The organism is Acinetobacter sp. CIP-A165, assembly GCF_000367985.1.
GTDB lineage: Bacteria > Pseudomonadota > Gammaproteobacteria > Pseudomonadales > Moraxellaceae > Acinetobacter.
On record NZ_KB849202.1, the window covers coordinates 1,378,755 to 1,402,322 of the forward strand.

Here is a 23,568-nt window from a genome sequence, read left to right on the forward strand (position 1 = left end):
TCCTATTTTAAATAATCAAAAAAATAAGCAGCAAATTCCATCCTCAGATAAAATTTACTGCCCGTTTACTTATCTAAAATTATTTAGTTTTTTCAGTTTGATAAGTCACTTCATAATCATTCAAATCCATATGCTTTAAACGTTGTTTCAGTTTCTTCAATGACCAAGGCCAAGCAGCAAAGTTACGTCCATTGGCATCTAAATAATAGCTCTTACAACCGCCAGCATTGAACACAGTGGTTTTTAGATGCTTTTGTACCAATTCATTATGCTTTTTGATCACGTCAGACTTAATGTTTAATTTACCAATATTTTGCTCTTTGATTTTCAATAAACCATCGACAATATAATCAAGCTGCGCTTCTGCCAAACCAATAAACGAATCATAAACCAGAACATTTGGTCCTAATACTAAGAACGCATTAGGTACGTTTTCAATGCTGGTACCCAAATATGCTTCTGGAGAAGTGCTTTTCCATAAGTCATTTAGGCACTCACCTTTTTCATTAGAAACACGCTTACCAATCGGCGGATGCGAAACTTCAAAGCCTGTTCCCCAAATAATCACATCTACTTCTTGACGTTCACCATTTGCTGAAATAACAGTATTGCCTTCTACTTTCACTAACCCATGTGGAATCAGTTTGACATTCTCTTGCTGTAATGCTGGGTAATAGTTATTTGCGAACAATAACCGCTTACAACCAATCGTGAAGTTTGGCGTTACATTTTTACGTAATTCAGGATCTTCGATCTGGAATTTTAAAATCAGTTTAGCCAGTTCACCTACAGGTTTTAACACCGCTGGATTACGTAGCCCGAAGTTGATCGCATTGAGCGATTGAGCAACAGCTTTACGCCATGTTTTTTGAATCAGTGGATATTTTGCAATCAGTGATTTGCTCACTTCACCTAAATCAGTATCAGGCTTCGGTACGACCCACGGCGCTGTACGTTGGTAAACATACAATTCCTTCGCTAAAGGCTGAATCTGGGGCACAAATTGAATTGCAGATGCACCCGTACCAATCACAGCGATACGCTTACCCGTCAAATCATAATCATGATTCCATTTAGCTGAATGGAACATTTCACCTTTAAATGTTTCTAAACCATCTAATTTTGGAATCTGTGCTTCGGTAATCGGTCCAGTGGCAAAAACCACAGTTCTAGACAAATATTGACCTTTGTTGGTATCAATCACCCATAAATTACGTTGGTTATCCCAAGCTGCATTGGTCAGCTCAGTACCAAATTCAATTTTTGAACTGACATTGAAGTTTTCGCTGACTTCTTCTAGATAGCTTAGAATCTCAGGCTGACGTGCGAATAAGTGACTCCATTTTGCACTTGGCGCAAATGAATATGAATACAATGCTGATGGCACATCACATCCACAACCCGGATAAGTGTTTTCACGCCATGTACCACCTACACGATTGGCTTTTTCAATAATTTTGTAATTTGTATAGCCCACTTGATCAAGTCGAATCGCGGTGGCAATCCCTGAAATACCAGCACCTACAATAAAGCTGTCATAGATATGTGCGGGTAATGCTTTTTTCTCAGCTGAGTTTAATTTTTTTGCTTGAGCTGTCATTTAAAAAATCCTATCCATCGTTTAGATTCACGGCGGCGTCTTGCCGAGTTCTCATCTAAATTTCGTAATTAGCCTTCGGCTCGACCTACTTTTCTTTCGGGAAAAGTAGGCAAAACCATTTGTCATCCACAAAACCTGTTCACTTGTTTCATATATTTAATTCCTTCGTAAATACAAAACCTTATACTCTTCTGATACTACGCAGGTTGCGGATGACATTTCCGTGTATCAAATTCTGGCAAAAGTTTTGGTATTTACTTGGGTTACTTCATAAATCTGTAGGAGTTGCCTAAGAATTTCGCATATAAATTCGGTGCTGTACGTTTCATTAGCCAGAAAAGCTTAGCGTCAATCTGAGGAATGGTATAAAGCTGATCTTTATCCAAACGGTTTAAAGTCAGTTTCGCAACCTTATCACTGGTGGTAAACGCCAGATTGGTCAAGGCATAATCCAATATACCTTTATGCGGTACTTTGCCATTTTTAATGATGTTGGTCGGAACCAGCGTTGGACACAGGACATTAACCTTAATGTTGAACTTTCTAAGCTCAGCAGAAAGCGTCTCGGATAACGCACGAACACCGGCCTTACTGACGTTATAGACCGCCATTTCAGGTGCAGCGGTATAAGAAGCAGCAGATGCGACATTGATTATGGCACCATGCCCAAGTTGTTTAAACTTAGGTACGAAAGTACGGCAACCATGAATTACGCCCCACAAATTGACATCCATACACCATTGCCAATCTTCTGTGGTCATCTCATCAAACTTGCCACCCAATCCAATACCAGCATTGTTAATCACAAGCGTGACAGGGTTCTGCATCACCTGTTCTGCTTGCTCTGCCAATTGTGTAACTTGTTCAGCCTTACTGACATCACATTGGATAGCAAAGGCTTTTTGACCCAGTTGCTCGATCAAAGAAACCGTTTCATTGGCTGCATCCAGATTGATATCTGAACACACTACAGTTCCGCCGCGCTTTGCCAGTTCAAGCGCAAAACTTCTTCCAATCCCACTACCCGCACCCGTCACAACAGCAAATGCTTTTTGACTGGGCTTTGGTTTTTTAGCAAATAATTTCATATATACAATCCAACAATCAGGTTTTTATGCGCCGAGCTTATGCAGAGGCTGCACGTACTGGCGGTACAAATTCTTTAAGAAAATATGGCGTCAATAAACCTGTTTCTGGGTCTAATAATCGCTGTTTGTAATATTCCATATAAGCTGTGGTGTCATGATCATTCGGATGAAAGCTTGGACGTAAATATTCCAAAATGTGCATGAAGCTACTACCAAATACCCCACGCTCACTACCAAACAATAAAGCAGTGCTTTCTAACATATCTTTCATATAACGTGGGTTGATCAAATTACTTGGTTTACGAATAAAGGGAATGAGATAACCACCCAACGAAACTCCGCCAAGGATGGTCAAACTTGCCAATAAGAAACCTGTCACTCTGACCCAGTAATCACCCGATAATTCTAAAAATACATCATAGGCAATATCTTTATGCTCAGACTCTTCTAGCATGTGCCACATCCACATGGCTCGCTGTCTTTCATCTTGAGAACCAAGAATATAGTCCTCATGCTGCATCATAAATTCAGCTAAAACAGCGGTATAGTGTTCAATACCTGCCATCAAAGACAGTTGTAATGAATGCGGAAGTTTATAAATGCCGTACTCAAAAACCTTATCCGCAATCGCACGAAGCAATTCAACTGGGTAGTTATTTTCTTTCAGCACTTCATCATTAAACTGATTGTGTACTTTAGAATGGATGGCTTCTTGTCCAATTAAAGAGGTTAGTCTCTGCTTTAAAATAGGGTCTGTTATAAAGTCTCGATGATAACGTGCTGTTTCAATAACGACATCTTCGCCAAACGTTAAAAAAATTGATAACGCATGGAAATAAGACGTTGCCAACTCTTTATTTAAGAAGAACTTTTCATCAAGTTCTGTAGGGTTGAATTTAAAATCAAAATGACGAATCGGAATTGGCGATTTGTTCACGAAGTTCTGAACAATCCCCTGATATTTGGTACTTAATTTGTCATTAAAGACATTTCGGATAATTTGAGCAACCATTTTCGATTCCCATAAAATAGTGAAAAATTTAAATAAAACAGCAATGTATCAATTGAAACAGTAAAATTGGTTATAAGATTATTTCTACAATTTTGACTGTCTCAATGCCTCAACAATTGGATTAGATTGTTCAATCAAATCATTAAGCTGCTTGAACTTTAGGCGTGAACTCTTTCACAAAGAAAGGATGTAATGCCCCGCCTTCTGATAGTAGTTTTTGCTTATAGTATTCAAGATACTTCGATGTATCATGATCATTTGGATGGAAGTCTTTGCGTAAATAATCAAAGATTTGTCCTTGCGTACTGCCAAACACGCCATCTTTAGGACTAAAGATCAGCTTTACACCTCGTTTTGCATCTTTCCAGAATTTAGCCGTCAACATCTCTTGTGGTTTACGGAAAACGGGCACCAGTGAGGCTGAAAGTGGAATCAGTCCTAAAATCGTAAAGTAAGCAAGCGCAAAACCACTGATACGCAAGGCGTAATTACCATTCAAAACTTCATAGACATCATAAGCAACATCTTTATGCTCAGACTCTTCCAACATGTGCCACATCCATAGCGCACGAGTTTTAGCGTCCTCTGAGAAATAGAAGTTTTGTTCATGCTTCATCATGTATTCAGCAAGTACAGCAGTAAAATGCTCAATACCTGCCATCATCGACAGTTTTAATGGTTGCGGAAATTGAAGAAAGATATATTTAAAAAAGTTTGAACCTAAGAAACGATACAAAGTCACTGGATAACCGAGTTCTACGATCGCATCGTTAAATTCATTATGTAGTTTAGAATGAATCGCTTCCTGACCAATCAATGAAGTGACACGTTGCTTTAAAATCGGATCTTTAAGTAAATCTCGATGATGACGTGCGGTTTCAATGACAAGATCTTCGCCATAGGTCAAAAACACAGAAAGCGTAGCAAAAAAAAGCGTAGCGAATTGGTTGTTCATATAAAATGAGAGATCAACCTTCTCACCTTCAAATCCGATTGCTAGGTGACGAATTGGGATAGAATCTTTACTCGCAAAATCAATTTGCTTAGCAAGTGGGTTTGGCTTAAATAGACTAAAGGTCTTTTTCACTGTGTTCGCAATCATAGCAACACCCTACATTCAGTTGAGCGGAGTTAGCTCGTGATATGACACTCCATTAAGCTCATTAACCATGGTTCTTGGAGCATCTCTATCTTTTAAACAGTGGATAGCTCATTGAAGAATCATTCGGGAAGATATTTCTGAACTTAATATTCGATAGGTCTACTGTAGACTGATCTTATGTTCGGATTCAATTCGGGTAATTTTCAGTTTTACACGCTTATCAACAAACGATAATTTGCTCATTTTCTAATGAAACAGTGAGTGTTTTAAATCACTCAAAAATATTATATTTTTCATAAATATCAATATATTATCTAAATAAAAATTAAAAACAACGTTATAAAATCTTGGAGTAAAATGTCTATCCAATATTTTTATTACAAATTTGAAATGAATATTAAAATTTTAGTAATTTTATTTGTTCGGATTAGAAACCCTGATCTTCTATAATATTCATCAGCATGTTAATCTGACACTATGTTCGGATTTTAGTAAAACCACCATGGCTACACGTAAACCTCGTCAAGCACGCTCAAAAGTGACCGTAGATACTATTATTGAAGCAGGTTTTATTGCTGTCGCAATGCATGGTACCAGTGGAACCACCACAAGACACATTGCAGATATCGCAGGTGTCAGCGTCGGCTCGTTGTACGAGTATTTTAAAAACAAAGAAGAAATCTACGATGCGATGGCCAAAACTTTCGTCAAAGAAGTTTTAGATATGGTCAAAGAACTCACGCCTATCATCATTGAACAAGAGTTAGAACCTTTGTTTGAAATGATTTTTTATACTTTCCGAGATTTGTTAACGCGGGATGATGATCGCTACTTAATTTGCTTAAGATATGCAACTGAACTTAAATATGAAAGATATATCAGTCAGATTGAATATGCATTGATGGATGTATTGATGAAATACATGATCCGTCATCCTCGATATTTAAAAGTAAACAATCTTAGCGTGACAGCTTATATTAGTATTAATAGCAGTATTTTTAACGTGGCACGCCATCTGATTTTACCAAACCCACAAATTAGCTTTGATGAAATGGTCAGAGGATTGAGTACCATGATCATTAGCTATATCGAGGCAGAATTGGCAAAAGCTGAAGGTTGATTTAGGTTATTTTTAAATAGATTCCTTCATTGCCAAACGTGATGCATGCGGTGTTTTCCCATACCAGCGCTTATAGGCATGGATAAAGCTGGTCGCTTCCGCGTAGCCGAGCCATTCAGTAATCTGTTCAATCGAAGTTTGCGGTAAAGATAAATAGTAATCTGCCAAAATTTTCCGAACATCCTCTCTAATCTTAATAAAAGTTGTGCCTTCATTAACCAAGTGACGGCGCAAAGTTCTTGAATTGAGATGCAACCGATCAGCCACGATTTCCATTGAAGGTATCTCTCCTTTGGTATGCATCAAGACTTGTTGTACATGGTGTGAATATTTTTTTTGTGATTGTCGCTTTTCTAAAATTTGACGGCATTGTTGTTCTGCATGCTGCAAAGCCAATTCATTTGCCATACGCAGTTTTTGGTTTACTTTTTCAACATCGAGAATAATATAGTTCTTGATCTCACCAAACTCTGGGACGATACCGAATAAATCAATATAGGTTTGTACATCCCCCTTAGGCTGAAAAGAAAATGCCAAAGCTAAGCAGAAATTTTCTGGTATCAAATCTCTTTGAACAGTCACTAAAGCGGCGATATCTCGCTCAATAATAAATTGAGAAAGCGATTGGGGAATCCCCTCATCGACTGCGATCTCAATTCGAATACCTCGTTCTTCCTCAGAAACAATAAACTGGGTAAACGCAAAAGTTAATGGGAAATATGCCAAAGCAAAATCGAGTGCTTCACGAATATTGGCAGCACTCATTAGTGCTAAACCCAACGAGCCAAAAGTAGTGAAATGGTAGCGTGTACCAACCTCTAAGCCCAACATCGGCCGATGACAAAGCTGTTCAACCAAATTACCAATCAGTTGTAATTCCTGTTGTGCTGTTACAGCCATATTCGGATCAAGTAAGTGCTGTTGATCTAAGCCCGTTCCTTTTAATATGAGCTGATAATCAACACCCAATTCTGCTGCAAAATCAGCCATCAATCGAACACTATGTATACTTCGATCAAATGCCCATGCGTACGTCAATGTACATTTCCAAATGTCCTCGAATCACAATATTTTGTCCGCATCCATCCTCTAAATCAATAGCTTTAACCACTATTCTATATTCTTTTATCGATTGCCCCTCTTTCCCAATCGTGCGAGCAGACCATGTCAAAACCATCATCCAATTCAAATAAAAATATCCGTATCGCCATTATAGGAACAGGCTTTGGTGGATTAGGGCTTGCTATCCGCCTAAAACAAGCGGGTTTCAATCAGTTTACTTTATTTGAAAAAGCTGGGGATGTGGGTGGCGTTTGGCGTGATAACACGTATCCAGGTGCGGCCTGTGACGTACCCTCGCATTTATATTCGTTTTCCTTTGAACAGGAACTCGGCTGGAAAAACCGTTACGGGACTTCGCAAGAAATCCATCAATATTTACGTCATTGTGCTGATAAATATAAAATTCGCCCTCATGTTCAGTTTAATACTGAGATTGCAAGTGCAGACTTTGATGCAGAGCAAGGGCTATGGCAGATTCAAAGTACAACAGGTGAAAAATTTGAAGCAGAGTTTCTGATTGCGGCAGTCGGTCAACTGAATCGACCTGCTTATCCAAAAATTAAAGGCATTGAACATTTCAAAGGCAAAGCATTTCATTCTGCACGTTGGGAACATGACTATGATTTAAGTCATAAACGTGTCGCCGTGATTGGTACAGGTGCTAGTGCCATTCAGTTTGTGCCGGAGATCGCTAAACAAGTCGCGCATTTAGATGTATACCAACGTTCTGCACCCTATGTTATTCCAAAACCAGACCGCATTTACTCTCCGCTTACTCGCAAAGCTTTTCAAAAGCTACCGATCTTGCAAAGCCTTGATCGTATGTATCAGTATAGTTATAACGAAAGTGTTCTTAAGGGCTTTACCATTACCCTCAATGAAATCCCGCTCGTGGAATATATGTTTCAACGCCATATTCGCAAGCAAATCAAAGACCCTCATTTCCGCCATCAATTAATGCCTGATTATCCAATTGGTTGTAAGCGTATTCTGATTTCTAATTATTGGTATGAAAGCTTAATTCGACCCAATGTAGAAGTCATCAACAACGATATTGGAGAAATCACAGAAACAGGGATCGTCGATAAAAATGGTACTTTGCGTGAAGTTGATGCCATTATTTATGGGACTGGATTTGCTGCAACTGATTTTATGGCACCCATGCAAATTACAGGTTTAAAAGGCACAACCTTAAAAGAACAATGGCAAGACGGTGCCGAAGCATATTTAGGCTTAACGGTGAGTGGCTTCCCCAATTTCTTTATGTTGTATGGACCCAATACCAACCTTGGACACAATTCAATTGTGTATATGATTGAAAGTCAGGTGAATTATATTATTGATGCAATTCAAACCCATATTCAAAAGAACTTGTTATTTACAGATTTAAAAGCCGATAGACAACAAAACTTTAACCAAGAAATTCAAGAAAGAATGAAAAGCACCATGTGGTCGCAAGGCTGCAACAGTTGGTACCAAACTGCGGCAGGAAAAAACACCAATAATTGGCCCGGTTTCACTTTTGAATATCGTCAACGAACGCGTCGCTTTGATCTTGAACATTATGTTCAAGTTCCAGTGGTTTCCAATTAAGGCACGATCATAAAAACAAAGGATAGATGAAATGAAAACATTTAAAGATAAAGTTGCAGCGATCACGGGTGCAGGATCAGGTATTGGTCAAGCATTGGCAATTGCTTTGGCTAAACAAGGATGTAACCTTGCACTCTCGGATGTCAGTGAAACAGGCTTGGCGAATACAGTGGCACTGCTACAAGCATTTCCAGTCAAAGTCACAACACAGAAAGTAGATGTAGCAACACGTGATGAAATCGCAGCTTGGGCAAAAACTGTGGTAGAACAACATGGCAAAGTGAATTTAATTTTTAACAATGCAGGTGTTGCACTTGGCAGTACCGCAGAAGGTGTAAGTTATGAAGACCTTGAATGGTTGATTGGAATAAATTTTTGGGGTGTGGTTTATGGCACCAAAGAATTTTTACCTTATCTAAAACAAAGTGGTGATGGACATATCGTCAATATTTCCAGTATGTTTGGATTGACTGCGCAACCGACCCAAAGTGCTTACAATGCCAGTAAATTTGCAGTTCGTGGTTTCACTGAGTCACTGCGTCAAGAACTGGATATCGAAAATTCAGGTGTGAGTGCAACCTGTATCCACCCGGGTGGTATTCGTACCAATATTGCCAAAGCAGCGCGTATGAATAACAGTGTCACCAGTCTAGGGATGGATCCTGCCAAGAGTCAGGACGCTTTTGATAAATTGCTACGTACACCTGCCGATGAAGCTGCAAATTTAATTTTAAATGCGGTACAAAAAAATCGTCGTCGTTTACTGATCGGTGCAGATGCGAAAGCGGTTGATGCCATTCAGCGTTTATTTCCTCAGGGTTATCAAAAACTTTTTGCGACTGCAACCGCATTGCAAGCGCGTTTTATGAAATAACACTTTTGTTGCTTAAATTCACCGTTGGCTTAACAACGGTGAATTTCCCTACTGTTTTATTCAGCCAAATCTTCCAAGAAATCGAAAGTAGGTACAAAGAATAAACTACCTGAAACAGGTGTACTGAAATCAAGTAAACGATCTACATGACCATTTTCTTTTCCGAGAAACATATTCTCTAACATGGCCTTGGTGATATTGAATGAACGAGAGTATCCGATAAAGAAAGTACCCGACTCTCCTTCAGATGGATTGGAAAATGGCATATTTGCTCTGAGAATTTTTAACTCATTGCCATCAGCATCATGTGCTTTACTCACGACATTATGTGCATTTTGTGGTTTCACATCATCACTTAGTTCAACATCATCATATTTCTTTCGACCAATTACTTTCTCTTGTTCTTCGGTACTTAGTCCTTTCCACATCTCCATGTTATGTAAATATTTTTGGATAAAGACATAGCTGCCACCAAGAAACTCAATATCTTCTTCACCGACATAAGCAATCTCTTTAGCGATTTCATGTTCAGGATTTTCTGTACCATCCACGAATCCTAAAATTGCACGACCATCAAAGTACCTAAAACCTTTGGTTTCACTGATTGGATAGCTGCTCTCTTTGAGTTGATCATGAATAATGGAAGCCAGCTCATAGCAAATCGCCATTTGATTGGCACGTATATGGAAAAATAAATCACCGGAAGTGGCAACTGCCGTGTACTTGGAACCTTTGATCTCTTGGAATGGTTGCAGTTCTTTAGGTTTATTCAAATCTGGAAATAGAAGATCCCACGCATGAGAGCCAATCCCGACTGAGGCGCTAAACTGACTATTTGGGAAGCGATTAGCCATACTTCGGACTAAAGCTGAAAAATTGGCGAGAAAGTCGATAATTCCTGAATGATCAGGATTACTATTGATGCCGAGAACAATAAATAATGCATTTTCGCCAGCAAGATTGTTAATAACAGGCTGTGGTCTTAAAGGTATATTCATAATTTTTAGGAATAGTAGAACGCAAACCTCTATCCTACACAAATCAATGCCTTAGATACCAAATTCATCACAAATTTTTACTATTTATATAAAACAAAACTATCACCACGACAGAAACTAGCCAATGTTAAATTTGACTGTTTCGCCATCTCAATCGCCATACTGGTCGGGGCTGAAATCGTCGCCAATAAAGCAATATTGTATTGAGCACATTTACGGATCAACTCATAACTAGCACGACTGGTCATGACCACAAAGCCCTCCGCGACATCCATGTTTTGCTCTGCTAAATAACCCAATAATTTGTCTAGAGCGTTATGCCGGCCAACATCTTCAAACAAAGCAATGATCTGACCTTTCACCACCCAAGCCGCAGCATGTGCACCTCCCGTCAATGCACTGATTTTTTGTCTGACTTTGAGTTGAGCAATGGCGTGAGGAATTTGATTGAACCATGTCGTGCAAACTTGTGTACTGACCACAGGTAGATTCGAATAAAGCTGTTTTAAACTTTCAATGCCACACAAACCACATCCCGTTTGCCCAACCATCATGCGACGCTGCTGCTTTAATCCCATAAAGGCTCTAGCTGAAATGTCCATATCAACTTGGATACCCAGTTCATTTTGACTAATTTCTAGCGAATACAATTCCGTTAAACTTTGTAAGATGCCTTCGGACAAACTAAAACCTTTGGCAAAATTCTCAATGTCAGAAGGTGTTGCCATCATCACCGCATGAGAAATTCCGTTGTAGATGAGTGCCACAGGGTATTCTTGAACAATATAATCCAGTTGATCTTCAGAAACATCATGATGAAATCTATGCACTTGCATTGTTTCATAACCTAATTTTTGTGCTTCCACTCTATTACTCTCTTTTCCATATCACTGGATAAAATGTCTTTATAAATCTAGAAAGTTATGCACCGCTGACTCTTTCGTTGGCATGTTCTGGATCGACTTCAACTGCCAAATTGAAATGTTCAGGAGCTTGTCCTGCATGCAAAATAACGGGAACACTTTTCGACGCAGGAATCTTGGCATATTTATCATGGCTACCCAAAGCCACCAGTGGATTGGTTTCAGGATAGTACGCAGCCAAACTTCCTTTTGGAATGTTATAAGGCACGATACGGAAACTCTGCACGATCCGCTTCACCCCATCGGAGAATACACTTTCAATATCCACCCATTGATCTGCTTCAAAACCAGCCTCATCAATATCAGTTTGATTCATGAACAGGACACGTCGCTGCCCATACACACCACGATAGCGATCATCTAAACCATATAAAGTCGTGTTGTACTGATCATGCGAACGTGTGGTCATCAAGGTATAAACCTGTTGTTCACTATATGCAGCAGCATATTGATTTTCTTTGTCTTCATAAACTTCCGTCAACGGCATAATCAAGAACTGCGCCTTACCACTTGGTGTATTCCAAACATGTTGATTGGCTGGATGCTCTAAATGAAAACCGCTCGGTTGATAGACCCGTTGATTAAAATCATGAAATTCATCAAACACGTCTGCAATCGAATCACGAATACGATCATAGCTCTCGATATACCATTTCCATTTGACTTTACTATCAAGCAAAGTTGCTTCAGCCATTCGTGCCACAATATCAGGTTCAGATAAGATATTCTCTGAGATTGGCGGGTTTCGTCCTGCCGAAAGATGGACATTGCTCATTGAGTCTTCAACGGAAATTGCCTGAGCGCCATGAAGTTGCATGTCTACCTCGGTACGCCCGAGACAAGGTAAAATTAAAGCATCCTTACCGTAAACCAAATGGCTTCGATTCATTTTAGTGGCAATATGTACTGTTAAATTGCAACGCTTTAACGCTTCTTGCGTATAAGGTGTATCGGGTGTTGCAACGGCAAAATTCCCACCTAAGCCAATGAATACTTTTACCCTATTGTCATACATTGCCTTAATGGTATCGACTACACCAAAACCATGTTTGCGTGGTGATTGAATGCCAAACACGCGATCAATGCTATCCAGCAATTTATCACTCGGATTTTCATTAATTCCCATGGTACGGTCACCCTGCACATTACTATGTCCACGTACTGGGCATAAACCGGCTCCGGGACGACCAATATGTCCTCTTGCCAACATTAAATTGGCGAGCATGTGGATATTGGCGGTACCATGACGATGCTGAGTAATCCCCATACCCCAACAGAAAATAGCTTTCTTCGCATCAAGAAACATTTGAGCTATGGATTCTAAATGTTCAGGTGAAAGTCCTGTATGTTTATGAATTTGTGACCATTCAGTGCGATCAATCTCTGCTAGCATTTCCTCAAAACCAATCGTATTCATCTCGATGAAGCTACGGTCAAATACACTTGCCTTACCTTTGGCTATAGCTTTTTTGTCCCATTCAGACAAATGTTTAAGTACACCAAATAATAAAGCGTAATCCCCACCGATTTTAGGCTGGAAATAATAACGGCTAATCGGCGTACTACCATTGGTCATCATTTCCAAAGGAGCCTGAGGATCTTGGAAACGCTCTAAACCACGCTCTTTGATTGGATTAATCGCAATAATATTGCCTCCACGTTTGGAGACTTCTCTAAGCGTTGCCAACATACGGGGGTGATTGGTTCCCGGATTATGTCCAAAACTAAAAATCGCATCGGCTTGATCGAAATCATCCAAAGTGACTGTGCCTTTGCCTAAACCAATCGCATCTTTCAAGCCAACGCTGGTGGTTTCATGGCACATATTGGAACAGTCTGGAAAATTATTGGTTCCAAAACTTCGTACAAACAGTTGATATAAAAAAGCTGCTTCATTACTGGTACGGCCAGAGGTATAAAATGCAGCTTGATCAGGATGATCTAAAGCATGTAAATGTTTGGCGATCAATTGGAATGCATCATCCCAAGAAATTGGCACGTATTTATCTAATGCGGGATCGTAACGCATTGGATCAGTTAAACGTCCTAAGTCCTCAAGATAAAAATCACTCTGCTCAGTCAACCAACTGACAGTATGTTGAGCAAAAAACTCAGGTGTCACGGTTTTACTGGTTGCTTCAAAGGCAACTGCTTTCGCACCGTTCTCACAAAAGTTAAAAGCATGTGCATCTTTCTTTTCAGGCCATGCACAACCCGGACAGTCAAAACCCGTTGGTTGATTAATGTTGAGTAAAGTGATTGACCCTTTTTTCAAAATATCTTGACGTTTGAGATTGCGAGCAACGCTTAATAATGCTCCCCACCCACCTGCGGGTTGGGTATAAGGCTCAATTCGGGCATATCCTGTATCTTCTTGTTTATGTTTAGCTTGTTCTAACTCATTCATCGAATTGCCCTCATTTGAGCTATTTTAAATTTCAATCTTAGATAGGATTAACATGATTTTTTGTTTTTTTCTATTCTTGATTTGTCTAATTACGCTATATAACAATAAAGCCTAGACGATCTAGGCTTTATTTAACATTGAGTAAAATATGGTTTTTTTATTATTCCCCATCTAAAGAACATTCGAAGTTTGCTTTATCAACTGAACAACGTGCTTTCTTTAATACGGACATCATACCAGCATCGTAGATCCCTCGTTGAGTCAACTCAATGCGACCATCACGCATCATTTTTTGATATTTCAATTTATCTTCAGGTGTTAAATCCATTTTATATTTTGCAGGGATTTCAGCTTCTAATCGTTTGATGGTTGCAAATATCCTTGGTAGCTGTTTAACAGACCAATCCCGGGATTTCTGACCAAAACCGACTGGAAATTTTTCAGGTCGTATGACCAAATTTGCTGTCACTTGTAATACAGGAAAATTATACATCACACCATTAGTACCCAAGCCTTTACTTAACTCAAGTGGTTTATAGGCATAGGCTGGCGCACCAATCATATCCACTTGACCATTATTAAACTTCGCTGCAAAGTTTGAAATATCAGAAAGAACTGCTTGAGCCCCCACACGTTGTACAATCAGCTTTTGTGCATCGTCATATCCCAGTACTGCAAATTTCTTACCTGCGGCTTTTTCAATTGAATTAATACTTTTATCTCGAACAAAAATATAAGCCGACCCTAACGGAGAAATCCCAACAACTTCATATTTATTACCACCAAGATTTGTCGTCATTTTAGCAGCGTTACGCGGATCAGAGACAAAAGTTATTGCCCGTCTCGCAATCTCATCGCTTGGTACTCCACCCAAAGAATCAATAGAACCAACAAACTTATTATAAGGTCGTGCACGCATAGAGGTCATCGCGGCCCCTGCACATTTACCTGCTTTAAAATTATTGTTTGCAACTTGTTCATCAGTGATCGCAATAAGATTAATATCAGCTCCCCAAGCTTTTGCAGCAAGTGACCAATCTTGCATCATTTTGTAAGCTTCACCTGACTTACCTAAAATATCAAAGACACATACATCAACCGCTGCTTGAGTTGAATGCGATATGCTCATGATTGAAGCTGATACAAGTGCAAATGAGAACTTTTTCATAATTTTTCCTGTGACAAACTTAAAGTTTGATTTCCACATCATTGTTAAAATAGTTTTATAAATAATTGATATCTACTTGATGCTTGACTCATTGATATAGATTGATAATAAAACACCATACTTAATCTCATCATTTACTGAGCATTTGCACTGCTGGAGAACGTGCTAAATAATCTAAAGCTTGTTGTGTGTTTCCCTCAGTTTCGGGATGAAATTTGGGTGAAATCCAACGTACTGTTGTTTTAAATAAGAAGCTAAGTGTAGGACCATTATCCGTTTGTTTTGCTTGTCGATGATATTTCGTTAGTAATCCTACTAGTGTGCGTTTCGCAATCTTCTGAACAGCTTGATCTGGATCTTGCTTGCCGAGTTTACGACCAACATCTGCGAGTACATAAATAAAAATAGGAAATACCAGTGCCATTAAGAACTGACGATATAAATAAAAAAGAACATTATTTGGAATCATTTCTTTAAATAAATCAAATGCTACACAGCGATGCTCAACTTCTTCAGCCAAATGCCAACGGAACATATCCGTAATCACTGGATCTGCTTTATCCCATGACTTATTGTCCAGACACCACTGACCAAGCGCACCTGTAAAATGTTCGATTGCAGCAACGATTCCCACTCTAGTAACCAACCAAAATTGTTCTAGTGGCTTTAACTCTAATGCTTTAATTCCTAAAGGGCTTTCACCAAGTAGAGTGCTAAAAATCCAATTAATTTTTTTCAATGCAGGATCAAGATTATAGCCGTGCTGGATAAGAAATTCTTGCGCACTCTGATGTGCACGTGCATGTGTTGCTTCTTGACGAATGAACCCTTTTACATCATCTATTAAAATTGAGCTTTTAATATAAGGTAAGGTCTTGTTATAGACACGACAAAACCAAAACTCACCTGCAGGCAAAATCAGTTAATTCCATTAATCAAATGAGAGCAAACAGGATCATTTGGAATCCACTGCACAGGGGAACTTGAAAAATCAAACTTTACTTGCCTTGCAACAAGTTTGTGATGAACAACCGCATTCATATTGACCTCTACTTACAATCTAGGTTTATATCGTCTAAACATTTAGAATCAGAAAAATTAATTCACGATTCTGCACTTAAAGAGCGTTCAAAAATCTGTTCTCTCAGCCGTACAACGCGCATGTTTTAAAACGCCCATTATTTAAGGATCATAAATGTCTAATTTTGTGAGTTCGATTCGTCCATCGCTCAACATTTATTAAGGCTATTTTTAAATAAAAAAAAATGTTGTAATAGTTCTTAGCAAGCCATTTTGGTATCATTTCCCGACGTTAATTTTTATGAAACTGAATAAAGAAATAGAAAAAACAGTTCCAGGTACCTACATTGCTTTAATGGTTGATGTGGTATCACGTTGGGATATTTCAGGAGATGAACTTTTAAAAGGGTCTGGTCTTAATACAAACCAATTGCTCCAGCCCTTATGGCGGGCAGATGCCAAAATTGTCATGGGAATCCTACGACGAGCACTCGAACTCACCCAAGTACCTGCTTTAGAGTTTGGTTTTTATCTCGGTATTCAAATGACCATTACATGTCATGGCCTTATGGGTATGACTGCAATGTTGGCCCGCGATGTTAGAGAAGCGTTGAATATTGCCCAAGAGTTTATTTCGCTTCAATCCAGCATACATACCATCAAACTCGAAGTTTTAGATGATCACGCAATAATTATCTTTCAGCAGACTGAAGCTTATTATCTTGATGAGGTTATTCAAATTGCGTTATTGCTTGGTTTTGCCCAAATGGGAAAAAGCATTTCTGGGCATGAATTAACTGGTTTTGCAGATGTTCAATTTAGTAAACCTACTTATTTTGATAAATTACTGCCCTTACTTCCTGGTGAAATAAGATTTAATCGCCCCATAACACGTCTAGAATTTAAAAAAGAAATTTTAGATATTCCTTTGCTACACTCGGACCCAATTGCTGAGCGTCTCGCTCGAGAAGAATGTAAATTACAGTTACGTAAGTTATTAAAACAAAATAGCTTTAATCATATTATCCAAGATTTGATTTATGATGAAAGTATGGGAATTAGTCCATTAACAGAAATACTTAAAAAATTGAAAATTTCAGAACGCACTTTACAACGAAAATTAGAAAGTGAAGGAACTAACTTTAGAGAGCTTGTCGACAAAATACGATGTGAAAAAGCGATCCAGCTCCTTAAAAATCCTAATTTATCTCTTGAAAATATTGCTACCCACCTTGGGTATACAAGTGCCAAAAACTTCTCTCGCGCATTTAAACGCTGGACAGGATCAACACCTCGAAAACATTAATTCACTAAGTTTTAAAAATCTATTTAAAATAATATCATTTCTGACGTTACTCCATTGCAAATGAATTTATCAAACTTACAACTCAAAGGCCAAGACTTCTCACCTAACTGTTATGGTAATTTAAAATTCTGTTAGCACAATCCATTGTGCAATCAGTATTAAAGCAAAGTCGTTGCTAGCGAGCACTCTGTTCACCAGTAAAAGTGATAAAACAGCATCATGATGATACCTACTCGATCTACTTATTATGTTGAATCGAATGCTGCACTTGGGTCGCAGTTTGCTTTTGCTGAGAAGGCATATAATCAGGCTGATGACTCACGGCAAGAAAGAAGAAAACTAAAAATAAACAACCGAATAAAATACTCATCCCAACCGTAATATATGGGAACTTTTGTGGCTTCTGAGACATATCATCTGCTCCTAAAATCATAAATTTCAAATTTTGAAAACTAAACCGTGATCAGTGCTCTATAACCTGCACCATTTTGAATACGGGTTTGCATGTATTCGGCATAGACCGATAATTTTTCAAAAATATGTTCTGAATAAAACATATCTTCAATGAGATGGATGGCTTGGCTTCTGTTGAACTGACCAATTTGCGAAACAAGATTTGCATTTAAATCTGAAAACAACATACAAAGCGTTTTATGCCATTCATCTTTATTTTTGAACAATAATTTTCTGGTATTAATCAGATCATCATTGACTATACTTTTTGCTACATCTGCATGAATCACATCAATTTTTATATCGAAATACGCTTGCAGTATGTTGCGTTGTTGATCATCTATAACTAAATGGGTAATCAAGAAAATATGAGATATATCTGTTCGACATAGTGCTTTGACCAAGCTTCGATAAAGGAAGTCTTCTTCGCTTGTCATGTGATCAACCAGATCAAGATGGAGTTTGAGGCTCTGAATTACATCTTCAACCTTTAGATTGATACTTCTTTCGGCCTGATAGTATTGATTCAAAATTGAGAACACCGATGACGCAACAGGCGTGGTATAGATCACAGCTTGATTTAGATTCGCGATAATAAATGGTGCAAATAAATAAGCCAGATTATTATCGTTTTGCCCAATTTTTGCTTGTGCGATATACGCTATTTTCTCTTTAGAGAAATCTCTAAGCACCTTTGCACGTAACAAGGTCGCCTCTAGATTTACATATTCAAGCGCGAGCTGTTTTTGCATCGATTGCGAAGGTGTTGTCTCTTTAAAAAACCGAGTCATCGCATTTAATTGCTTCGTCACAAACATCGTCATACGCCCTTAAGTCCAAATCAAATTTTGAGCGACCATGCAATTATTGTAGTAGATACCAAATAAGTTGCTTCGTTCATGCTGTTATTGTGAAGGAAAGAGCAATAGGTGAATAGCGACAGAGTTTGACTAAAAAAATATAACAGATTATTAATTTCTCTAGATTCTGTTATAAAATTAAAGCACTTAATGCTGCATTCTCATAAACAGAGTAAATTTGGACGCGTGACCTTATGTATAAATCAGAACAGTTGGCGCATAAGCTTAAACTTCTCATCGAGAATGGTACGTGGCAAGCGCATAGCAAATTACCTTCGTTACGCGAGCAAGTACAAATCTCGGGTTTTAGTTTAATTACAGTGATGAATGCTTACCAAGAACTAGAAGCACAGGGACTGATTTATTCAAAAGAAAAATCGGGTTATTTTGTCGCGGAACAAAGCAATCCAAATATTCCCCAAGCATATTCTGTGGTTTCTTTAAATCCTAAAATTGAAATTAACTCGTTGGTTTTTAAATACCTGAAATCTATTCAGTCCAAACAAGTCAGCCCTTTAGGTTCAGCCTTTCCAGAGAGTCAATTGCTCTATCCGCCCAAGCTCATTCAAATTATGGGACAACTGGCACGTAATCGGCATAGTTACGATCAAACCTCAAACCTACCACCGGGAAACTTAGCCTTAAGAAAACTGATTGCCCAACGCTATTGTATGCAAGGGATCCCAACCGAAGCAGATGATATCGTTATTACATCAGGTGGTTTAGATGCACTTAACCTTTCTCTGCAAGCGATTACGCAACCGGGAGATTATATTTTATTGCAACAAACCATTTTTTATGGTGCTTGGCAAGCGGCTGAACGTTTGGGTTTAAAAGTCATTACCATTCCCGAACACCCTCAGCATGGTTTTGATCTTGAAGCATTTGAGCAAGTGATTCGAGATTATCCAATTAAAGTATGTTGGTTCATGCTGAATGCACATAACCCAATTGGATTTACCGTAAGCGAAGAAATTAAATATAAAATCGCAAAGCTTTTACATGAGCATCAAATTCATTTGATTGAAGATGATGTCTATGAAGAACTATTTTATGGTCACCAAAAACCGCTACCGATGAAGTACTTTGATCAGCAAAATTTAGTATTACACTGCTCTTCTTTTTCAAAAACCTTGGGTTCAGGTTTTCGTGTAGGCTGGGTTTATGCAGGAAAATTCTCAGAGCATATCCAACATTTGCAACTGATGAGTACCATTTCAGCGAATGCATTGATTCAAAATGCACTGGTTGAGTTTCTTTCACATCATCATTATGAAAAGCACTTAAGAACACTTCGACGCACTTTAGAAAAAAATAAAAAGCAATTTTTTCATTATCTGAAACAGCATTTACCCCAAGGCTGCAAAGTTTATAACTATCCAAGTGGTTTTTTTCTTTGGATTCAACTGCCTGACAAGGTCAGTAGTATGCAAGTGTATGAACAATTGATTCAGCGTCAAGTCGGTGTTGCCCCTAGTCCATTATTTAATGTTTTGCCCTCTCATCAACAATTCATCCGTATGAATTGTTCTTTTGATTGGACTGAGCAGATTCAACACGCCGTTGAACTATTTATTGCGGTTATTCAGGATGGAATGTAATTTACTGCACTAGGCTTTGTTGCACAAAGATTTGAAATGCAAAGCGCCCCTAATTGAGCCAAATTTAAGGCGTAACTTGGGTAAGTGGTCGACCTAATTCCGTAAATCTGTTAAGGACTGCCACACGTGCATGGATCTCATTGACTTGGCTATCAAAACTCCTTGCACTGAGTTTATCTCCTAATAATTTGATGCAATGCATCTTAGTTTCAACCAAACTTCGCCGATGATAGCCTGACCATTTTTTCCATAGTGTCCTGCCTAAACGTTTAATTGTTCGAAGTAATTCATTTCGCTCTAGCGAGCTACTCTTTGTATCTTTCCATGGTTTCGCATTTTTTCTAGGTGGAATCACCGCATGCGCTTGCCGATCTGCAATGACCTGACGGCATTGCTTGGTGTCATAAGCTCCATCGGTATAAACAGAGTTAATCTGCTCATCTTGTGGAATCTGATTAAGTAAATCACCAAGCACCTGTGAATCACTGACATTATTGGTTGTAAGCTGAACTGCTCGTATTTGTAGGGTTTTAGCATCTATACCAATATGAAGTTTACGCCATTGGCGACGATATTCAGGTCCATGTTTCTTGCGTTTCCATTCGCCCTCACCTAGAAACTTCATGCCTGTAGAGTCCATGAGTAGATGCAGCCCATCGCTACTTTTTTGGTAGCTGATTACAATATCAATATGCTTTTGTCTTCTACAAAGCGTGGTGTAATCTGGAGCTATCCAATTTAATCCGCAAAGTTTAATCAGACTTTGCACAAAGCCAGTGACCATACGTAAAGACAGACGGAATAAGGATTTAATCATTAAGCAGCATTGGATGGCTGCGTCGGAGTAGGTTTGATTTCGCCCTTGTTTACCGATGGACGGAGCATACCATTGCGTAGCAGGATCAAACCAAATGGCAATATTTCCGCGACTCATGAGTGCTCGGTTATATGCGGGCCAATTGGTTGTGCGGTAGATTTTGTGTGCAGGCTTCTTCATTTGAAAATTATATCGCTGAAAAACCCTTTACAGATAGGTTTGTGCAACAAAGCCACTGCACTATAAAAAAACGATCTTAAAGCACTCGCTCTAAGATCGTTTTGATTCACCCAGTTAAAGTTAACCTGGGAAAATTCCGCGTTCCATACGTGCTTTCAGGATGCGCTCACAACCCAAAATAAAGGCCGCAGTTCTGAGGCTACATGCTTTTTCACTTGCGGTATGCCATACATCGTTGATCGCTTGGATCATCAACTTATCTAGTCTTTGATTAATTTCATCTTCTGACCAGAAATAACTCGCCATATCCTGAACCCATTCAAAATAACTTACGGTTACACCGCCCGCGTTACAAATTACGTCTGGCACAATAGTGACACCACGTTTGATCAACATGTCATCTGCATCAGGATATGTTGGACCGTTTGCACCTTCGAGAACCAATTTCGCAGTGATTTTTTCAGCACGTTCAACAGTGATTTGTCCTTCCAATGCTGCTGGAATCAAAATATCCATCTCAACAGACCAGAAATCTTCATCGCTAATTGCTTGCGCGCCAGCAAAGCCACCTACACCTTGGTTTTTCTCAAAATAAACTTTTAGATCTTCTAAGTTAATTCCTTCAGGATTGTAAATAGTGCCTGTATGATCCTGAATCGTCACAATTTTCGATCCCGATTCAACAAACAAGTAAGCCGCTTCGCTACCCACGTTACCAAAACCTTGAACCGCAATTTTTGCGCCTTCTAAAGGAAGTTTGATTTTGTCTGCAACTTGCTGACCTGTGATAAACACTCCACGACCAGTCGCTTTGACACGACCTAATGAACCACCTAAATGTACAGGTTTACCTGTCACAACACCTGTTACGGTATGACCTTGACCAGATGAATAGGTATCCATAATCCAACCCATTACATTTGCATTGGTACCTACATCAGGTGCTGGAATATCTTTTTGTGGCCCAATGATATGACTGATTTCACTGGTATAACGACGTGTTAAACGCTCTAACTCACGTGGTGAAAGTTTACGTGGATCTACACGCACACCACCTTTTGCTCCACCGAATGGAAGATTTAATACCGCAGTTTTAATGGTCATCCATGCAGACAGTGCCATTACTTCATTCAAATCTACATCTGGATGATAGCGAATACCGCCCTTACCCGGTCCACGCGATAAGTTGTGTTGAACACGATAGCCTTCAAAGTGTTGGATCGTACCATCATCCATCACAATCGGCACATCCACAATCAAAGCGCGTTTAGGGCGCTTGAGCGTATCGATATAATCTGCTAAATGCTCTAGATAAGGAGTAACACGATCAATTTGTTCGAGATAGGTTGACCATGGACCGTTATTTTGAGAGATATAAGATAAATTAGACATTGTCTATCCTCATAAAATTAAAAATTGATGGCGCGACCACTTGCGCAGCCGATCCATCAATCGAATATGTAATTAAAAATAATATATGCAGCTAATTTGGATGTTCGATTATCCAAATCAAACCGTGGATTACATTCCGCCACGTCAAAAACACGGATTTTCCCTGTTTCCTTGATGGCTTGGAACAGCGGATCAAAGATTGATAAATCAATTCCTTTCACTGCTGGTGCGCTCACACCTGGAGCAATGCTGGCACTAAATACATCCAGATCTACTGTAATGTATAAGTGGTCAACTTTTTCGATAAAACCGTTAATTTTCGCAATCAAATGATCAATTTTTGAGGGTTGTAATTGTTGATCGTATATATATTCGCAATTTAAGCGATCTGCTGTTTCAAACAGCACTTTAGTATTGGAATGTTTCGCAACGCCGATACATAGATAATGAAATTCTTGATCATGTTGTGATGATAGTTGTGCTGCATTTAAAAATGGCGTACCTGAACTGACACGCTCTGCTTCACGCAAATCAAAATGTGCATCAAAGTTGATAATGCCAATTTTGTTATCTGGTTGATGCTTTTGAATATAGTGAAATAGTCCAGAGAAGCTCCCAAAAGCAACCTCATGACCACCGCCTAAAACAATCGGCTTCATGCCTTGTTTTAAACTTCTTTCCACCTGTTCAGCCAACTCTGCCTGTGCTTTTTCTAACTGACCTTGATCACAAACAACGGTACCAACATCTGCGATCGTAACAGGCTGATGCACAGGTAAATTTGCCAATTGAGCACGAATCATATCAGGTGCGTCTGCTGCGCCTAAGCGACCTTTATTACGTTTCACCCCCTCATCCGAACTAAAACCAATCAAGGCAAAAGCGGCATGTTGGCTGGTATTGACCACTTGATGGATGCGTAAATGCCCGTCACCCTCACCATCTTGTCGTCCTTGCCACGTAAATGAATGATTCATAATCAATGTCACTCT

19 protein-coding genes and 1 pseudogene are annotated in these 23,568 nt (G+C 39.0%); 5 read left to right on the plus strand and 15 right to left on the minus strand.

Annotated elements, in window-relative coordinates:
- Window positions 1-79: 79 nt before the first annotated feature.
- The 4 genes from F991_RS12045 to F991_RS12060 form a co-directional block, all read right to left on the minus strand.
- Window positions 80-1,600, minus strand: a complete 1,521-nt coding sequence (locus tag F991_RS12045) for a flavin-containing monooxygenase (RefSeq protein WP_004671702.1) — start codon at window positions 1,598-1,600, stop codon at window positions 80-82.
- A 263-nt stretch (window positions 1,601-1,863) separates the two neighbouring features.
- The gene (locus tag F991_RS12050) at window positions 1,864-2,688 is read right to left on the minus strand and encodes an SDR family NAD(P)-dependent oxidoreductase (RefSeq protein ID WP_004671704.1); all 825 of its coding nucleotides are present in this window, start codon (window positions 2,686-2,688) and stop codon (window positions 1,864-1,866) included.
- Between the two features lie 37 nt (window positions 2,689-2,725).
- The gene (locus tag F991_RS12055; RefSeq protein ID WP_004671705.1) at window positions 2,726-3,700 is read right to left on the minus strand and encodes a metal-dependent hydrolase; all 975 of its coding nucleotides are present in this window, start codon (window positions 3,698-3,700) and stop codon (window positions 2,726-2,728) included.
- Between the two features lie 142 nt (window positions 3,701-3,842).
- On the minus strand, window positions 3,843-4,802 hold the full coding sequence (locus F991_RS12060) for a metal-dependent hydrolase (protein ID WP_004671706.1): 960 nt from the start codon (window positions 4,800-4,802) through the stop codon (window positions 3,843-3,845).
- Window positions 4,803-5,304: 502 nt separating this feature from the next.
- On the opposite strand from F991_RS12060, the gene F991_RS12065 reads away from it, so the two are divergent.
- Entirely contained in the window at window positions 5,305-5,922 is a 618-nt protein-coding gene (locus F991_RS12065; protein ID WP_004671708.1) for a TetR/AcrR family transcriptional regulator, read from the plus strand.
- A 12-nt stretch (window positions 5,923-5,934) separates the two neighbouring features.
- Here F991_RS12065 and F991_RS12070 read toward each other — a convergent pair whose 3' ends face one another.
- Window positions 5,935-6,960, minus strand: coding sequence for an AraC family transcriptional regulator (locus F991_RS12070; protein WP_004671709.1), 1,026 nt, complete (start codon window positions 6,958-6,960; stop codon window positions 5,935-5,937).
- A gap of 126 nt (window positions 6,961-7,086) precedes the next feature.
- Between F991_RS12070 and F991_RS12075 the strand changes: the two genes are divergently transcribed.
- Both F991_RS12075 and F991_RS12080 read left to right on the plus strand, forming a co-directional pair.
- Window positions 7,087-8,577, plus strand: coding sequence for a flavin-containing monooxygenase (locus F991_RS12075; protein WP_004671711.1), 1,491 nt, complete (start codon window positions 7,087-7,089; stop codon window positions 8,575-8,577).
- A gap of 31 nt (window positions 8,578-8,608) precedes the next feature.
- A complete protein-coding gene (locus F991_RS12080; protein ID WP_004671713.1) occupies window positions 8,609-9,451 on the plus strand; it encodes an SDR family NAD(P)-dependent oxidoreductase in 843 nt (280 codons plus the stop codon).
- A gap of 56 nt (window positions 9,452-9,507) precedes the next feature.
- On the opposite strand, the gene F991_RS12085 is transcribed toward F991_RS12080, so the two are convergent.
- The 5 genes and pseudogenes from F991_RS12085 to F991_RS12105 form a co-directional block, all read right to left on the minus strand.
- A complete protein-coding gene (locus F991_RS12085; protein ID WP_004671715.1) occupies window positions 9,508-10,449 on the minus strand; it encodes a Dyp-type peroxidase in 942 nt (313 codons plus the stop codon).
- A gap of 80 nt (window positions 10,450-10,529) precedes the next feature.
- Window positions 10,530-11,285 (minus strand): formate dehydrogenase accessory sulfurtransferase FdhD, encoded by a 756-nt coding sequence (fdhD, locus tag F991_RS12090; RefSeq protein ID WP_416201916.1) that lies wholly within the window; start codon window positions 11,283-11,285, stop codon window positions 10,530-10,532.
- 85 nt (window positions 11,286-11,370) lie between these two features.
- Window positions 11,371-13,779, minus strand: a complete 2,409-nt coding sequence (locus F991_RS12095; protein WP_004671719.1) for an FdhF/YdeP family oxidoreductase — start codon at window positions 13,777-13,779, stop codon at window positions 11,371-11,373.
- Window positions 13,780-13,939: 160 nt separating this feature from the next.
- Window positions 13,940-14,947, minus strand: a complete 1,008-nt coding sequence (locus F991_RS12100) for a putative solute-binding protein (protein WP_004671721.1) — start codon at window positions 14,945-14,947, stop codon at window positions 13,940-13,942.
- Between the two features lie 130 nt (window positions 14,948-15,077).
- Window positions 15,078-15,988: pseudogene (locus F991_RS12105) on the minus strand (metal-dependent hydrolase).
- Window positions 15,989-16,268: 280 nt separating this feature from the next.
- Between F991_RS12105 and F991_RS12110 the strand changes: the two are divergent.
- Complete coding sequence (locus F991_RS12110) at window positions 16,269-17,273, plus strand: helix-turn-helix domain-containing protein (protein WP_004671726.1); 1,005 nt, start codon at window positions 16,269-16,271, stop codon at window positions 17,271-17,273.
- A gap of 238 nt (window positions 17,274-17,511) precedes the next feature.
- Here the strand turns inward: F991_RS12110 and F991_RS17690 are convergent, their stop codons facing one another.
- Window positions 17,512-17,685, minus strand: coding sequence for a cbb3-type cytochrome oxidase assembly protein (locus F991_RS17690; protein WP_004671727.1), 174 nt, complete (start codon window positions 17,683-17,685; stop codon window positions 17,512-17,514).
- A 40-nt stretch (window positions 17,686-17,725) separates the two neighbouring features.
- The gene (locus tag F991_RS12120) at window positions 17,726-18,544 is read right to left on the minus strand and encodes a hypothetical protein (RefSeq protein ID WP_004671729.1); all 819 of its coding nucleotides are present in this window, start codon (window positions 18,542-18,544) and stop codon (window positions 17,726-17,728) included.
- 236 nt (window positions 18,545-18,780) lie between these two features.
- Here F991_RS12120 and F991_RS12125 point away from each other — a divergent pair, with 236 nt between their 5' ends.
- Window positions 18,781-20,187: an aminotransferase-like domain-containing protein gene (locus F991_RS12125; protein ID WP_004671730.1), complete on the plus strand. Its 1,407-nt coding sequence runs from the start codon at window positions 18,781-18,783 to the stop codon at window positions 20,185-20,187.
- A gap of 64 nt (window positions 20,188-20,251) precedes the next feature.
- On the opposite strand, the gene F991_RS12130 is transcribed toward F991_RS12125, so the two are convergent.
- From F991_RS12130 to hutG, 3 genes are all read right to left on the minus strand, one after another.
- Window positions 20,252-21,184: an IS5-like element ISAba12 family transposase gene (locus tag F991_RS12130; RefSeq protein WP_051064200.1), complete on the minus strand. Its 933-nt coding sequence runs from the start codon at window positions 21,182-21,184 to the stop codon at window positions 20,252-20,254.
- A 120-nt stretch (window positions 21,185-21,304) separates the two neighbouring features.
- Entirely contained in the window at window positions 21,305-22,576 is a 1,272-nt protein-coding gene (locus tag F991_RS12135) for a Glu/Leu/Phe/Val family dehydrogenase (RefSeq protein ID WP_004671731.1), read from the minus strand.
- A gap of 56 nt (window positions 22,577-22,632) precedes the next feature.
- Entirely contained in the window at window positions 22,633-23,553 is a 921-nt protein-coding gene (gene hutG / locus F991_RS12140) for a formimidoylglutamase (protein WP_004671732.1), read from the minus strand.
- Between the last annotated feature and the right edge of the window lie 15 nt (window positions 23,554-23,568).